The organism is Sphingobium sp. WR1, from assembly GCF_059693745.1.
Genome location: NZ_JCATID010000008.1, coordinates 65,684 through 81,730, shown reverse-complemented (window position 1 = coordinate 81,730; position 16,047 = coordinate 65,684). Strand labels below are relative to the sequence as shown.

At 63.1% G+C, this 16,047-nt stretch carries 11 protein-coding genes; 3 read left to right on the top strand and 8 right to left on the bottom strand.

The window, feature by feature from the left end; genetic code table 11:
* The first annotated feature begins 20 nt into the window (after nucleotides 1–20).
* Complete coding sequence (locus tag AC58EF_RS11880) at nucleotides 21–1,688, top strand: M28 family metallopeptidase (RefSeq protein WP_497276465.1); 1,668 nt, start codon at nucleotides 21–23, stop codon at nucleotides 1,686–1,688.
* Between the two features lie 128 nt (nucleotides 1,689–1,816).
* Here AC58EF_RS11880 and AC58EF_RS11875 read toward each other — a convergent pair whose 3' ends face one another.
* Nucleotides 1,817–2,521, bottom strand: coding sequence for a glutamine amidotransferase (locus tag AC58EF_RS11875; protein ID WP_497276464.1), 705 nt, complete (start codon nucleotides 2,519–2,521; stop codon nucleotides 1,817–1,819).
* Between the two features lie 116 nt (nucleotides 2,522–2,637).
* Between AC58EF_RS11875 and AC58EF_RS11870 the strand changes: the two genes are divergently transcribed.
* A complete protein-coding gene (locus AC58EF_RS11870) occupies nucleotides 2,638–4,959 on the top strand; it encodes a GH92 family glycosyl hydrolase (RefSeq protein WP_497276463.1) in 2,322 nt (773 codons plus the stop codon).
* 161 nt (nucleotides 4,960–5,120) lie between these two features.
* Here the strand turns inward: AC58EF_RS11870 and AC58EF_RS11865 are convergent, their stop codons facing one another.
* From AC58EF_RS11865 to AC58EF_RS11840, 6 genes are all read right to left on the bottom strand, one after another.
* Nucleotides 5,121–5,723, bottom strand: a complete 603-nt coding sequence (locus tag AC58EF_RS11865) for a hypothetical protein (RefSeq protein ID WP_497276462.1) — start codon at nucleotides 5,721–5,723, stop codon at nucleotides 5,121–5,123.
* Between the two features lie 5 nt (nucleotides 5,724–5,728).
* Nucleotides 5,729–8,401, bottom strand: a complete 2,673-nt coding sequence (gene acnA, locus AC58EF_RS11860; protein WP_497276460.1) for an aconitate hydratase AcnA — start codon at nucleotides 8,399–8,401, stop codon at nucleotides 5,729–5,731.
* Between the two features lie 613 nt (nucleotides 8,402–9,014).
* Nucleotides 9,015–11,780, bottom strand: coding sequence for a bifunctional aconitate hydratase 2/2-methylisocitrate dehydratase (locus AC58EF_RS11855; RefSeq protein WP_497276459.1), 2,766 nt, complete (start codon nucleotides 11,778–11,780; stop codon nucleotides 9,015–9,017).
* 218 nt (nucleotides 11,781–11,998) lie between these two features.
* Entirely contained in the window at nucleotides 11,999–13,756 is a 1,758-nt protein-coding gene (locus tag AC58EF_RS11850) for a DUF885 domain-containing protein (RefSeq protein WP_497276458.1), read from the bottom strand.
* Nucleotides 13,757–13,813: 57 nt separating this feature from the next.
* Nucleotides 13,814–14,017, bottom strand: a complete 204-nt coding sequence (locus AC58EF_RS11845) for a DUF5818 domain-containing protein (protein WP_497276456.1) — start codon at nucleotides 14,015–14,017, stop codon at nucleotides 13,814–13,816.
* 5 nt (nucleotides 14,018–14,022) lie between these two features.
* A complete protein-coding gene (locus tag AC58EF_RS11840) occupies nucleotides 14,023–14,208 on the bottom strand; it encodes a DUF1328 domain-containing protein (protein WP_497276455.1) in 186 nt (61 codons plus the stop codon).
* Between the two features lie 172 nt (nucleotides 14,209–14,380).
* Here AC58EF_RS11840 and AC58EF_RS11835 point away from each other — a divergent pair, with 172 nt between their 5' ends.
* A complete protein-coding gene (locus tag AC58EF_RS11835) occupies nucleotides 14,381–14,830 on the top strand; it encodes a ferritin-like domain-containing protein (RefSeq protein WP_497276454.1) in 450 nt (149 codons plus the stop codon).
* A gap of 4 nt (nucleotides 14,831–14,834) precedes the next feature.
* Here the strand turns inward: AC58EF_RS11835 and AC58EF_RS11830 are convergent, their stop codons facing one another.
* Nucleotides 14,835–15,848, bottom strand: a complete 1,014-nt coding sequence (locus AC58EF_RS11830) for a 2-hydroxyacid dehydrogenase (RefSeq protein ID WP_497276452.1) — start codon at nucleotides 15,846–15,848, stop codon at nucleotides 14,835–14,837.
* Nucleotides 15,849–16,047: the final 199 nt, after the last annotated feature.

The following is a 16,047-nucleotide window of genomic DNA, read 5'->3' as shown; positions in this document are numbered from 1 at the left end:
TGCGGGGTTAAGGCAAGGAAATGACATTGCGCATCCTTGCCCTGGCCCTTGGCCTGACCGCCGCCCCTTCCCTCCTTCCTTCGGCCGCCCATGCCCAGACCGTCGAGCCGAAGCGCCTGGAGCAGTCGGTCCGCACGCTGGCCTCCGACCTGTTCGAAGGCCGCGCGCCCGGCACGATCGGCGAGGAACGGACGATCGGCTATCTCGTCGCGCGGTTCGAGGCGCTGGGGCTGGAGCCGGGCGGCCCGGACGGCCAATGGGTGCAGACCGTGCCGCTGCTCCATACCCGCCTCGGTCAGGCGGAGGGCTTGCAGGTTGCGCAGAATGGCGCGGCCACGCCCTGGACCTTTGGCAAGCACGTCTATCTCTCGACCCTCCAGCCCAAGGACAAGGTTGCCGTCGCCAGCGCGCCGATGGTCTTCGTCGGCTATGGCGTCTCCGCCCCCGAACGTGGCTGGGACGATTTCAAGGGCGTGGACCTGAACGGCAAGGTCGCCGTCTTCCTGATCAACGACCCGGATTTCGAGGCGGCGAAAGGCGAAGACCCGTTCGGCAAGTTCGGGGGCAAGACCATGACCTATTATGGCCGCTGGACCTACAAGTTCGAAGAAGCCGCGCGACGCGGCGCGATCGGCGCGCTGATCGTGCATGACACGCCGGGTGCGGGCTATGGCTGGAACGTGGTCGTCAGCCCCGGCGGGGAGAATTACGATCTCGTCCGCTCCACCGACAGGTTGACGAGCCTTCAGGTGCAGGGCTGGATCGAAGGCGACGCCGCCAACGCATTGTTCACAGGCGCGGGGCAGGATCTGGCGGCACTGCGCAAGCAGGCCCGCTCGGCGAAGTTCAGGCCGGTGGAACTCAAGGGCGCGACATTTTCCGCCGCCTTCCCGGTCAAACAGGAAGTCGTGCAGAGCGCCAACGTCCTCGCCCGCATCCCCGGCGCCACGCGCCCTGACGAAACGGTGATGTATGGCGCCCATTGGGACGCCTATGGCAAGGGCGCGCCCGACGCGCAGGGCCGCGTCTATCGCGCCGGCGCCAATGACGACGCGCTGGGCATTGCCGGCCTGTTCGAGATCGCCCGCGCCTTCAAGGCCGCCCCCGCACCCGACCGATCGATCGTCTTCGCCGCCTGGACGGCGGAGGAGCGCGGTCTGCTCGGTTCCGAACATTATGCCCAAAACCCGGTCTATCCGATCGACAAGACGGTCGCCAACCTGACTATCGACGTGCTCCAGACCGCAGGCAAGGCGAAGGACGTGATCCTGATCGGCAAGGGGCAGAACAGTCTGGAAGATGACCTCGCCCGTTTCGCCACGAAGCAGGGCCGCGTCATCACGCAGGAAAGTCTGCCCGAACGCGGCCTTTTCTACCGCGCCGATCATTTTTCCATGGCCAAGCGCGGCGTACCCGTGCTGCTGATGATGGGCCTCGCCGGTGCATCCGATCTGGTCGATGGCGGCCGGACAGCGGGTCAGGCGTGGATCGATGCCTATACCGGAAAATGCTATCATCAGGCGTGCGACGCGGTGGACGACACATGGAAGCTCGACGGCGCGGCGCAGGATGTCGACCTGATGCTGGAGATCGGCCGTGACCTGGCGAACTCGACCCGCTGGCCGGAATGGAAAGCCGGATCGGAGTTCAAGGCGGTGCGCGACAAGAGCGCGGCGGTGCGGAAGTAATCCCCTACTCCGCTCGTTTCGAGCGAAGTCAGGAAACGGGAAGCACCACTACCGGCCCGCCGCCCCCGAGATCGCACAGCTTGATGCCGACATCCTGCGGCTCATCGCCGGTGTTGAACAGGGCGACGTCAGGCTGTTTCAATTCCCGCCAGCCACTCGCCGATCATCGCGCGTCCAGCCGCGACGGCGAGCGGACCGTGTAGAGTATGATCTTCGCGCAGGGCGATGCCGCATTGCTGCGCCACGTCGAGATCGGCCCAGAAATGGGTCAGCCATTCCTCGAAACGCGGGTCTTGTCCCATTTCGGCGTGGAACTGGAGCGCCAGCAGATTGGGACCACGTCGGAACGCCTGGTTCGCATATCTGGATGTCGACGCCAGCAGCTCGACATTGTCCGGCAGGTCGAACGTATCGCTATGCCAGTGCAGGATCGGCACATCATCGATATGTCGCAGGGGCGACGCCGCCCCCGCCCGGTTGACAGTCACCGGCGCGAAACCCAGTTCCATCGCTCCGCCCGGATAGACGCGCGCGCCGAGCGCCGCCGCGATCATCTGGCTGCCCAGACACACGCCCAGGGTCGGCCGGTCCGCCGCCAGTCGCGCCGCCAGCTTCGCGATCTGGACGGGTATCCAGGGATGGATATCCTGTTCATAGACGCCCATCGGGCCGCCCATCATGATCAGCAGATCGGGATCGCACAGGTCGACATCCGCGAAATCGGGGCTGGCCACATCGATACGATCGATATGATAGCCCGCCGCCTCGATCGGCTGGAGATACCCCGCCGCGCCTTCGCGCGGCACATGACGAACAATCAGTGCTCTTTTCATTGCTGATTCGGACGGTAGACAATCATGCGGGGCGCGGCCACCCCAGCCTTTCTTGGCGCGCAAAAATAACCGCTATCGCCCTTGGCCGCTGCACAAAGCCATGATTTAACCGGCGCATGACAGGCTTTCCCATCGCCCGCGCGCTTTTCGCCGCCAGCCTTCTTGCCGGCACCGCCCTCCCCGCCCAGCCGCCCGCGACCGATCCGGCAGATGCGGTCGATCCCTTCATCGGCACGTCGGGCGAAGGCCATAGCTTCCCCGGCGCGGTCGCGCCCTTCGGCATGGTGCAGCTGTCGCCCGACACCCATGTCGGACCGGCGCGCCAGACCTATGACTGGGCGGCCGGCTATCGCCATGAAGACCCGTCGATCCTGGGCTTTTCCCACACCCATTTTTCCGGCGCGGGCCATAGCGACCTTGGCGATTTCCTGGTGATGCCGGTCGCGGGTGACAGCGTGCCGCTGGAGGCGGGGACGCCCGACAAGGCCGGCTACCGATCGCGCAAGGCCGACGAGCTGGCCTCACCGGGCTATTATGCCGTAACCCTGACCGACCCGGGCGTGCGGGCGGAAATGACGGCGGGCACGCGCGTCGGCGTCCATCGCTATGCCTTCCCGGTCGGCAAGGCCGCGCATCTGCTGCTCGACCTGCGTAGCATCATCTACGACTATCCGGGCAAGATTCTCTGGTCGTCGGTGCGCATCCGGCCGAACGGCACGATCACCGGATCGCGCGAAGTGCGCGGCTGGGCGGCCCCGCGACGCCTCTTCTTCGCCATGCGCTTTTCCGCGCCGCTGACCGAGCATCACTTCGTCAGCACCGAAAAGGACATTCTCTACAAGGGGTTCAAGGGGCCGGGCCGTGGACCGGAGACACTGGACGCGCTGTCCGGCCGCGCGCTGGTGGCGCAGTTCGACTTCGGCGCGCTGACGAAGCCGCTGGAAGTGAAGGTCGCGCTGTCTGGCGTGGACGAGGATGGCGCGATCGCCAACCTCGCCAGCGAACCGGGCGATTTCGACGCGATCCGCGCGAAGACCCGCGCCGCATGGAACGACGCGCTCGGCGCGGTGAAGATCGATGCGCCGAGCGCCATGCGCACCAATGTCTACACCGCCCTCTATCACAGCCTGACGGCGCCCGGCGTCTGGAGCGATGCCGACGGACGTTGGCGCGGGCCGGACGATCAGGTGCATGAAGGCGCCGGTTTCACCATGCACTCCACCTTTTCGCTGTGGGACACGTTCCGGGCCGAGCATCCGCTGCTGACGCTGATCCAGCCGGAGGCGAAGAACGCCGATTTCGTGAACTCGCTGGTCGCCAGCCAGAAGACCAGTCCCTTCGGCATCCTGCCGGTCTGGCAGTTCGCGGGCAAGGAAACCTGGACGATGATCGGCTATCATGCCGTGCCGGTGATCGCCGATGCCTGCCTGAAGGGGATCAGGGGCATCGATTGCGCGGCGGCGCTGAAAGCCATGGTCGCGAGCGCCGACTATGCGCCCTATGGCGGCCTGGGCGACTATGTGAAGCTGGGCTATGTCCCCATCGACCGGGAACCGGAAGCGGCGTCGAAGACGGTCGAATATGCTTATGACGACTGGACCATCGCCCGCCTCGCCCGACAGTTGGGGGACATGCCCACGGCCGCGCGGTTCGAGAAACGGGCGCAATATTGGCGCAACAGCTTCGACGCGAAGACCGGCTTCCTGCGCGCGCGCAAGGCGGACGGGTCGTTCCGCACGCCCTTCGATCCGACCGCGATCAACTATGGCAGCGACTATACGGAGGGCAATGCCTGGCAATATAGCTGGTTCATGCCGCAGGATCAGGGCGGCCTGTTCCGCCTGCTGGGCGGCGATGCCAAGGCGGTGGCGAAGCTGGACGCCATGTTCGATTATGACAACAGCAAGATCGACTATAGCCATGCGGAGGATATAGCGGGCCTGATCGGCCAATATATCCATGGCAACGAACCCAGCCACCATGTCGCCTATCTCTACAGCTATGCGGGCCAGCCCTGGCGCACGCAGGAGCGGCTGAAGCAGATCGTCGAGAGCCAGTATAAGCCGACGCCCGATGGGCTGGCGGGCAATGACGATCTGGGCCAGATGTCCGCCTGGCTGGTGTTCACGGCGCTCGGCTTCTATCCGGTCGCGCCGGGCAGCAACCAATATGTGATCGGGCGGCCCTTCGTCGACCGGGCGGAGATGGCGCTGCCGGGCGGCAAGCGCTTCACGGTGGCTACGGAGGGGCTGTCCGACGCCAACCGCTATGTCGGCACGGTGACCCTGAACGGCAAGGCGCTGGAGCGCGGCTATGTGACCGACGCGGAAATCCGGGCGGGCGGCGAACTGCGCTTCACCATGCAGGCGACACCGAACAGGAGATGGGCAACCGGGGTCAAGGCGCGGCCCTTTTCGATGACGGGTTATGGGGAATAGGAGGATGCGCTGATATTTAGAGTATGATGACATTTGTTTGAATCGTCATTGCGAGCGAAGCGAAGCAATCCACCGGCGCTCCCATGGATTGCTTCGCTTCGCTCGCAATGACGGAGGGAATCAATGGGAAGTCATCCCGCTCTAGGAATGGCAGCAGCCAGTCATGGCTGCTCGATCCACAGCATTGTCCCACACTCTTTTAACAAGGCGATCTCAATTCCGGCCTTGTTACATCGTGTAACCAGACGACGGGCCAATACTTCGGCATATACGCTATGGGGCATCGCCACGGCATGGCGGGCACCATCCTCTTCCATCGCCATCGCCTGCCCAACCAGTTCGGCTAAACCACTACGTATTTGTGACTTTTTACCAGAATGGTTGGAATTGATCGTGCTGCCCTTGCATTCGATCCTGATTATACGTCGATCAAGGGACGAAACAACATCCCCCCGACCGTGCGCCGATTTGGGATTAACGATCAAACGACGGTTACCGTTCTGGTATTCGCCTCCATAGGAAGTAGTGCCCATAGGAGAAATACGGATATATCCCCGGCTCTCCAGACAATCACGGATTGCGTATCGCTTCCCATGCTCACCGTCTGGAAATATTTCGGCCCATCCATCGCAAAGTGGATTATCCAATAAAAAAAGAGCGGTGGCAATTTGCACCGCTCCTTCCGAAAATTTTCTTTCGATGCCGTCCGTCACAAATCTGGCCCGCTTTTCCGGCGCTGCGTAATCAGTGACGAACGGCAACATTGTAATCAGGCGGCGAGCTTGCGCAGGACGTACTGGAGGATGCCGCCGTTCAGGAAATAGTCCAGTTCGTTGACGGTATCGATGCGGCAGAGCGCGGTGAAGGTGAAGGTCGAGCCGTCGGCGCGCTTCACGATCACGTCCACGTCCTGGCGGGGCTTCAGGTTCGCGACGCCCTGGATAGTGAAGGTTTCGTCCCCCGTCAGGCCCAGCGTGTCCTTGTTCTGGCCGTCCTTGAACTGGAGCGGCAGCACGCCCATGCCGACCAGGTTCGAGCGGTGGATACGCTCGAAGCTCTCGACGATGACCGAACGGACGCCCAGCAGGTTGGTGCCCTTCGCCGCCCAGTCGCGCGACGATCCGGTGCCATATTCCTTGCCGCCGATGACGACCAGCGGGGTGCCGTCGGCCTTGTGCTTCATCGCCGCGTCGTAGATCGGCATGACTTCGCCTTCATAGCGGGTCATGCCGCCTTCGACGCCGTCCAGCATCAGATTCTTGATGCGGATGTTGGCGAAGGTGCCGCGCATCATGACTTCATGATGGCCACGGCGTGCGCCATAGCTGTTATAGTCGGCCTGGCTGACCTGATGCTCGCTCAGCCACTTGCCCGCGGGCGAGCTGGCCTTGATCGAGCCGGCCGGCGAGATGTGGTCGGTGGTGATCGAATCGCCGAAGATGGCGAGCGGCTTGGCTTCCACGATGTCGGTGACGGGCGCCGGGGTCATGGTCAGCCCTTCGAAATAGGGCGGGTTGGCGACATAGGTCGAACCGGCGCGCCAAGTGTAGGTATCCGAACCTGTGACGTCGATCGCCTGCCAGCGGGCATCGCCGGTGAAGACGGTCGCATAGCGGGTTTCGAACATGGTGCGGGTCAGCGCGCCGTCCATGACCGAGCGGACTTCGTCGTTCGAGGGCCAGATGTCCTTCAGATAGACGAGTTCGCCGTCCGAGCCGGTGCCGATCGGGGTTTCGACAAAGTCGGTCGTGACGGTGCCCTTCAGGGCATAGGCGACGACCAGCGGCGGCGAAGCGAGGAAGTTGGCGCGCACGTCGGGCGACACCCGGCCTTCGAAATTGCGGTTGCCCGACAGGACCGAGGCGGCGACGATGTCGTTATTGTTGATCGCGGCGCTGATCGGCGCGGCCAGCGGGCCGGAATTGCCGATGCAGGTGGTGCAGCCATAGCCGACCAGGTTGAAGCCGACTTGGTCGAGATAGGACTGGAGGCCGGCCTTTTCCAGATAGTCGGTGACTACCTGGGAACCGGGCGCGAGCGAGGTCTTGACCCAGGGCTTGGGCTTCAGGCCCTTTTCGACCGCCTTCTTGGCGACGAGGCCGGCGGCGACCAGAACGCCGGGGTTCGACGTGTTGGTGCAGCTGGTGATCGCGGCGATGACGACGTCGCCGTCACCGATATCATGATCCTTGCCCTCGACAGCGACGCGGGCCGGGGCCGCCTTCTTATAGACCTTTTCGAGGTCGGCGTTGAACACATTGTCGACTTCGGTCAGCACGACCTTGTCCTGCGGACGCTTCGGACCGGCGAGCGACGGGACGACCGTCGCCATGTCCAGTTCCAGAACGTCGGTGAAAACCGGATCGACCGAGGCGTCGAGCCAGAAGCCCTGTTCCCTGGCATAGGCTTCGACCAGCGCGATATTATCCTCGCTGCGGCCGGTCAGGCGCATATAGTCCAGCGTCTTGTCGTCGATGCCGAAAAAGCCGCAGGTCGCGCCATATTCCGGCGCCATGTTGGCCAGCGTCGCGCGGTCAGCCAGCGACAGCGAGGCAAGGCCGGGGCCGAAATATTCGACGAAGCGGCCGACCACGCCCTTGGCGCGCAGCATCTGGGTGCAGGTCAGCACCAGGTCGGTGGCGGTGATGCCTTCCTTCAGCTCGCCGGTCAGCTTGAAGCCGACCACTTCGGGGATGAGCATCGAGACGGGCTGGCCCAGCATCGCGGCCTCGGCCTCGATCCCGCCCACGCCCCAGCCAAGCACGCCCAGGCCGTTGATCATGGTGGTGTGGCTGTCGGTGCCGACGCAGGTGTCGGGATAGGCGACGGTGTTGCCGTCCGCATCGACCGACGACCAGACCGCCTGGGCGATATTTTCCAGATTCACCTGATGGCAGATGCCGGTGCCGGGAGGAACGACCTTGAAATTGTCGAGGCTCTTGCTGCCCCATTTCAGGAAATCGTAGCGCTCCATGTTGCGCTGATATTCCAGCTCGACATTGTCCTCGAACGCCTTGGGCGTGCCGAATTCGTCGACCATGACCGAGTGGTCGATGACGAGGTGGACGGGCACCTGCGGGTTGATCTTGCTGGCGTCGGCGCCCAGCGCGGTCATCGCGTCGCGCATGGCGGCGAGGTCGACGACGCAGGGCACGCCGGTAAAGTCCTGCATCAGCACGCGCGCGGGGCGATACTGGATCTCGCGCTCGGCCTTGCCCTTGTCATTCTGCCAGTCGACGATCGCCTGGATGTCGGCGGTGGTGACGGTGACGCCATCCTCGAAGCGGAGCAGATTCTCCAGCAGCACCTTCATCGAGAAAGGCAGGCGCGAAATGTCTCCAAGCTTCGCTGCGGCCTTCTTCAACGAATAATAGGCAATGTCCTTGCCGCCGACATTGAGCGTGTCGCGCGTGCCGAGGGTGTCCTGTCCGATGGCGGTCATAAGTCGTGCGTCTCCTCGCATGGCCTCGGCCAGAGGATGGCGCGTTTCCACCAGAAGCCTACCGAACGGCGATAGGAGACCGGACGGCAAGGTGGCAGGGATGCGCCCCAACCAATGGTCGAAGCAGGTATGTCCCGATGCTGCAGCGCCATAACATTTGCGGTGTTCAAGTCAAATGGCGCCGCAGCCTGCAACGCCTATCTAGGGATCCGTTTCCTCCCTTTAAACGTTGCGTGGACAGAAAAGGGGAGACACCCATGGACGCATATTCTTCGCCCGCTGAATCCGCGTTAATTGCTATCAATCCGCAATATTACCAAGGATGGGGAAATGCCGTGTCCTGGACTGCGGTGGCAGCCAGTGGATCGTGGGGCGTTTGGTGGCGGAGTGCGCCCGGTGTGACACACCATTGCCCCTTGCTGCATCGCAACATCATGGGCGGATCAATGGCCGTTTCTGATGCCGTCGAAACGCGATAATGTTACGCGTTTCCGGTCGCCTTGTCAGACGGCAGGAGTATCATGAACGCATGAACGACAATGCCGCCGCTGCTCCCCCCATTGCGGAGAGCGCAGCGACGGCATCCCTTACGAAGTAACTGCCGTCCTATCGATCAATGCGCGGCCGGGGGCGCGAACTTTGTCAGATCGATGCCGACGACGGCGCTCTTATACTCGTCCATATTCGGCGTGCGGCCGAGAATGGTCGACAGCACCACGAGCGGGGTCGAAGCGAGGAGCGATTCACCCTTCTTCTCGGCCGTGTCTTCCACGACGCGCCCCTGGAACAGACGGGTCGAAGTGGCAAGGACGGTGTCGCCCTTCGCAGCCTTTTCCTGATTGCCCATGCACAGGTTGCAGCCCGGACGTTCGAGATAGAGCATATTTTCGTAGCTGGTGCGGGCAGCGGTCTTCGGCGCGACGTCGTCAAACTCGAAACCGGCATATTTCTTCAGCACGTCCCAGTCGCCTTCCGCCTTCAACTCGTCGACGATGTTGTAGGTCGGCGGAGCAACGACCAGCGGCGCCTTGAACTCGACCTTGCCTTCGGTGGCCTCGATATTCTTCAGCATTTGCGCCAGGATCTTCATGTCGCCCTTGTGCACCATGCACGAGCCGATGAAGCCCAGATCGACCTTCTTCGTGCCGCCATAATAGGACACGGGGCGGATGGTGTCGTGGGTGTAGCGTTTGGACACGTCCACATTGTTGACATCCGGGTCGGCGATCATCGGTTCGTCGATCAGGTCGAGGTCGACGACAACTTCGGCGAAATATTTTGCATTGGCATCGGGCGCCAGGGCGGGCTTTGCACCCGAACGAATCTCGGCGATGCGCGCGTCCGCCTTGGCGATCAGGCCGCGCAGCGTGCCGGCGGCGTTTTCCATGCCCTTGTCGATCATGATCTGGATGCGCGACTTGGCGATTTCCAGCGACTCGATCAGCGTTGCGTCTTCGGAAATGCAGATCGACGCCTTGGCCTTCATTTCGGCCGTCCAGTCGGTGAAGGTGAAGGCCTGATCGGCCAGCAGCGTGCCGATATGGACTTCGATGATGCGCCCCTGGAAGACGTTTTCGCCGCCGAACTGGGCAAGCATCTGCGCCTGGGTCGCGTGCACCACGTCGCGGAAGTCCATATAGGGCTGCATCTTGCCCTTGAACGTCACCTTGACCGACTGCGGGATCGGCATGGTCGCCTCACCGGTGGCAAGAGCGAGAGCAACCGTGCCCGAGTCCGCGCCGAAGGCCACGCCCTTCGACATGCGGGTGTGGCTGTCGCCGCCGATGATGATCGCCCAGTCGTCCACGGTGATGTCGTTCAGCACCTTGTGGATCACGTCCGTCATCGCATGATAGACGCCCTTCGGGTCGCGGGCGGTGATCAGGCCGAAATTGTTCATGAAGGACATGAGCTTCGGAATGTTCGCCTGCGCCTTCTTGTCCCACACCGACGCGGTGTGGCAGCCCGACTGATAGGCGCCGTCGACGATCGGCGAGATGACGGTAGCCGCCATCGCTTCCAGTTCCTGCGCGGTCATCAGACCGGTGGTGTCCTGCGAACCGACGATGTTGACCGTGACGCGCACGTCCGAACCGGCGTGCAGCACCTTGCCCGGCGTCACGCCGACGGCATTGCGGTTGAAGATCTTCTCGACCGCGGTCAGACCCTGGCCTTCGACCGTGATTTCCTTGTTGGCGGCAAATACCGGGGTCGCCTCGACGCCGAGGGTTTCGGCGGCGAAGGTCTGGAGCTTCTTGCCGAAGACGATGGCGTAGGAACTGCCCGCCTTCATGAATTCCATCTTCTGCGGCGTGAAGGCCGAAGCGACGTCGACCAACTCATTGCCGGCTTCGTCGGTCAGCTTCCGGTTCTTGACGTCGATCTTCAGGACGGTGCCGGTTTCGACCGAAAACTTCTCTTCAAGCACGGGATTGCCGTCATTGTTGAGGATGGCCTTGCCGTCCGGGCCGGTCATCTTAGTCCAGTTTTTCAGGTTGATGCCGATGCCGCCGGTCACGTCGACGGTGGTCGCGAAGATCGGCGAGATGCCATTGGTGCCCGCTACGACCGGCGCATAATTGACGAAGGGAACATAGGGACTCTGCTGCTTGCCGGTCCACAGCGCCACATTGTTGACCCCCGACATGCGCGACGAACCCACGCCCATCGTCCCCTTTTCGGCGATCATCATCACGCGCTTGCCGGGGTGCTGCGCCTTGAGCGCGACAATCTGCTGCTGCGCTTCGGGGGTGATCATGCACTGGCCGTGCAGTTCGCGGTCCGAGCGCGAGTGCGCCTGGTTGCCGGGCGACAGAAGATCGGTCGAGATATCGCCTTCGCCGGCGATGAAGGTCACGACCTCGATCTCGTCCTCGACCTCTGGGAGCTTGGTGAAGAATTCGGCCTTGGCGTAGCTTTCCAGCACGTCCTTGGCGACCGCATTGCCCGCCTTGAACGCGTCGCGCAGGCGGAACATGTCGGCGTCGTAGAGGAAGACCTGAGTCTTGAGGACTTCGCCCGCCTGGACGGCCAGCGCGGCATCATCGCCCAGCGCGATGTCGAGCAGCACGGAAATCGAGGGGCCACCCTTCATGTGGCTGAGCAGTTCGAGCGCGAAGGCCGGGGAGATTTCCGCGACGGTGACGTCGCCCAGCACGATCTTCTTGAGGAAGTCCGCCTTGACGCCCGCGGCGCTCGTGGTGCCCGGCAGCGTGTTGTAAATGAAGAAATTCAGGGCATCGGCGCGATGTTCGCTGCCACCATCCTGGATCAGGGCGATGATATCGCCGACGAGCGCGCCATCGTCGATCGGCTTGGGCGCGAGTCCCTGAGTCTTACGGCTTTCGATTTCGGCCAGATAATCCAGGTAAATGCTCATCTCGTTCCCAACGTCATAAAAGTGCACGGAGTCGACGCGCAGCGCCACTTGCCGACTTTTATGCCCGGTCTGGGAGCTGACGCGGCCCCGGTACGTCAGAAGACGCAAATTGGCAAGTCGCCGCAACGCAGCAAAATATTGCCGCGAACAGCGCAAACCGCCCGAAAACTGTGGCTTTCGCCATTACTCTGAGTAAAGAATGGACCTAAGTAGAACGGTTATCCCTTGGCCTTCTCCGCCGCGATCCAGTTGTCGATCTGGCTTTCCAGCACGGTCAGCGGCACCGCCCCCTGCGACAGCACCGCGTCATGGAAGCGGCGCAGGTCGAATTTCGGTCCCAGCGCTTCCTCCGCCTTCGCACGCAGTTCGCGGATCTTGATCTCGCCCAGCTTGTAGCCCAGCGCCTGCCCCGGCCAACTGATATAGCGATTGACCTCCGCATCGATATTGGCGTCGGAGAGCGCGCTGTTGGTCTTCATGAAGGCCACCGCCCGCGCCTTGTCCCAGCCCTTGGCATGGATGCCGGTGTCGACCACCAGACGGCAGGCGCGCCACATTTCGTAGGACAGACGGCCCATCATCTTTTCGGGCGTGTCGTAAAGGCCCATCTCCTCGCCCAGATATTCGGTGTAGAGCGCCCAGCCTTCCACATAGGCGGTGAAGCCGGCCAGATATTTGCGGAAGGGCGGCAGCGGCAATTCCTGCTGAAGCGCGATCTGGTTGTGATGGCCCGGCACCGCTTCATGCGCGGTCAGCGCCGGCAATTCCCAATAGGGGCGCTGGTCGAGCTTCGAGGTATTGACCCAATAGGTGCCGGAAATGCCCGCCTCCGGCGCGCCGGGACCGTAATAGGCGGTGGTGGTGCCTTCCGCTTCGGCCGCCGGAATGGGCTTCAGCCCATAGGGCAGGCGCGGCAAGGTGCCGAAATAGCGCGGCAGCAGCCCATCGATCGCCTTCGCCTGCCGCGCAGCGACGCGCAGCAATTCCTCCGGCGTCTTCGCATAATAGGACGGGTCGGTGCGCAGATGCTGGATATAGGCGGCGCGGCTGGGATAGCCGGCCTTGGCCGCGATTTCGTCCATCCGCTTGCCGATGCGGGCGACCTCATCCAGGCCGATCCGGTGGATCTGGTCGGGCGTCAGGTCGGTGGTGGTGTGCGCCTTCACGCGGCTGGCATACCAGGCCGCGCCGCCCGGCAGGGATGAGGCACTGTCGCTCTTGCGGCAATGGGGCAGATAGTCCTTCACGAACAGGTCGTGCCATTTGCGATATTCGGGCGTCAGCACGTCGCGGATGACCGTTAGCGCCTGCGCCTGCATCGCGGTCCAGTCCGCATCGCTGATATCGCGGGGTCTGGGGCGCTTGAACGGTTCGTAGAAGCGCGTGTCCTCCGGCTTGCCGTCGACGATCCCACTGATCGTGCCGGCATAATTTTGGAGCACGGAACAGGGCTGGACATAGCCGCCCTCGATCGCCTGCCGCGTTATGGCGAGCGCGTCGCCATTCTGCTTCGGATAGAGCGCAAGCCGCTTGAGGTAGCTGTCATAGTCGGCGCGGTTGTAGAAGGGCAGGCCGTCGGCCATGCCGGAAAAACCCTGATGCCAGCCATAATAGGTGGTGAAGAGCATCAGCCGCTCGGCAGGATGCCGGTCGCTGTCGATATCGTCGCGCAGCATCCAGAGCAGCACGTCGCGGTTGACGCGGTCGGCCGCGTCCAGTCCCTGCGCGGGCACGGCTTCCAGCCTTGTGACGAAGCCCTTCTCCGCCCAGATCTGCGCATCGCGGGCGGCGAGCGAGATGTCGTAGATGCGATCGTCATAGTCGCGCACGCCGCGTGCGGTCGCATCGACCGGATGCGTGGACAGATACCAGGCCCAATGATCGTCGATGACCTTGGTCAACTGGGCATGGGGTGTTTGCGCCTGGGCCGTGACCGGCGCAGCGACTAGAAGCATCAGGGAAAGAATCTTGCGCATGGGCGCAATGGATCGCGCGCCCAGATGTTTTTGGCAAGAGGGGTCAGGCCCCAAGAATCAAGCAGCGGCCACGCCTTCCGCCTCGACAACATCATCGCCGGCGTAGAAGCCGCGCACCCGGACGCGCTTTTCGACATGATCGACCGGCACGCGCAGCAGGACGAGACGGTAGCTGCCGCCCAGGTCACGCTGGAGCAGGAAGCCCGCATCGTCGCGCAGCAACCTGCCGGTTTCATCCACTCCAGCGCCAATCTCGGTCATGGGCGTCAATCTATCGCGTCCTTGACGCCCTTGCCAGCCAGGATTCCCAGAACGAGAAAGATGACGAACAGGGCAATGGCCACAAAGAAGAGAATCTTGGCGATGCCGACAAAGGCGCCGGCGGCGCTGCCGAATCCCAGCAGCGCCAACACCGCTGCGATGACGAGCGAAATGATCGCGAGCCTGATCATGAATATGCCCTTTCCTTGGACGAGATGAGATGGACATATCAACCGACGATGGGGTGGCTTGTTCCAGCTGCGCGGCGATCATGGATAAGGCGTGATTAAGGTCGAATATCAGATGCCCGGTTGAACCATCGGCGGCGATAGGCGCTTGTTACCCGATCGAAAGGAGACGCCGATGTCCAACAATCACGCCGTCAGCAAATTGGACGACCTGATCACCACGCTCATCGACAGCGTGAAAGGGTATGAACATAGCGCCCACAAGGCGAAATCGCCCGAATTTCAGGCGCTGTTCCGCGATCTGGCGATCGAGCGCAACAAGGCAGTCGAATTGCTGCAGGAACGCAGCCAGGCGCTGGGCGGAAAGCCGAACAGGTTCGGATCGGCGGCCGGCACGGTCCATCGCCGACTGGAGGATATATTGGTGGCATTGGGCGGCGGCGATAAGGCGGTGATCCAGGCCGTCGATCGTGGCGAGGATTATCTGCGCGAGGAGTTCGAGCGGGTGTTGAAGGACGATGCGATCGACGAGGAAACGCAGGTCGCGGTGCGCACCGCTTATGGATCGGTGGCCCATGGCCGTTCCGTGGTCGAAAAGCTGAAGCAGCAGTCGGCCGCGGCCTGACCCGTCAGACCCAGCCTTCGAGCACCTGGTTGGGCGGGCGATGGCCGTCGACCCAGGTGCGGATATTGGCGATGACGCGCGCACCGGTGGCGTCGCGGCCTTCGAACGTCGCCGACCCCATATGCGGCAGCAGAGCGACGTTGGAGAGCGACAGCAGGCGCGGGTCGACGGCCGGCTCATGGGTGTAGACGTCGAAGCCTGCGCCAGCGATCCGCCCTTCTTCGAGCGCGGAGATCAGCGCCTCCTCGTCGGTCACTTCGGCCCGCGAGGTGTTGATAATATAGGCGTCCGGCCGCAGCAGGGCGATGCGCCGCGCGTCGATCAGGCCGCGGCTGTCGGCGTTGAGCGGGCAGTGAATGGAAAGAATGTCACTGCCGGCCAGCAGCGAATCCAGCTCGCCATGCCATTCCGCCTCCAGTTCCTGCTCCACCTCGAAAGGCAGGCGATGGCGATTATGATAGGCGATCGACAGGCCGAAGGCGCGGGCGCGGCGGGCGACGGCGCGGCCGATACGCCCCATGCCGATGATGCCCAGCTTCTTGCCGCCGATGCGATGGCCGAGCATACCCGACGGGCTCCAGCCGCGCCATTGCCCAGTGCGGACCAGCTTTTCCCCTTCGGCCAGACGGCGGGGCACCGACAGGATCAGCGCCATGGTCATGTCGGCGGTATCCTCCGTCAGGACGCCCGGCGTGTTGGTGACGATGACGCCCTTCTTCCGCGCGGCGTTCAGGTCGATATGATCGACGCCGCTGCCGAAGCTGGCAATCAGTTGCAGCCGGTCGGGCGCGCCCTGGATCAGGTCGGCGTCGATCTGGTCGTTGATGGTGGGCACCAGCACGTCGCATTGCGCCATGGCGCGCGCCAGTTCCGTGCGGCTCATCGCGACGTCGCCGACGTTGAAGCTGGCGTCGAACAGTTCGGCCATGCGCGCCTCCACATTGGGCGGCAGGCGGCGCGTGACGATGACGCGCGGCTTGGCGGGGCGCGGTTGAGTCTTGCGCGGTTTCTGGGCCATGAACTAGGCCGCTATTCCCCCCTTCGGCATCGGTCAAGCGGATATACGGAATAGTCCCCATCGAAGGACTGTCGCATGTCCGCGCAAATGGTTATGGGATGATCATGGGTGACATGGGTGACGGGTTTCAGATGAAGCGGTTCTGGTTGGGAGCTGGCGCTGCGGCGGCGCTGACGGCGGCGGGCGCCGCGCTGGCGGC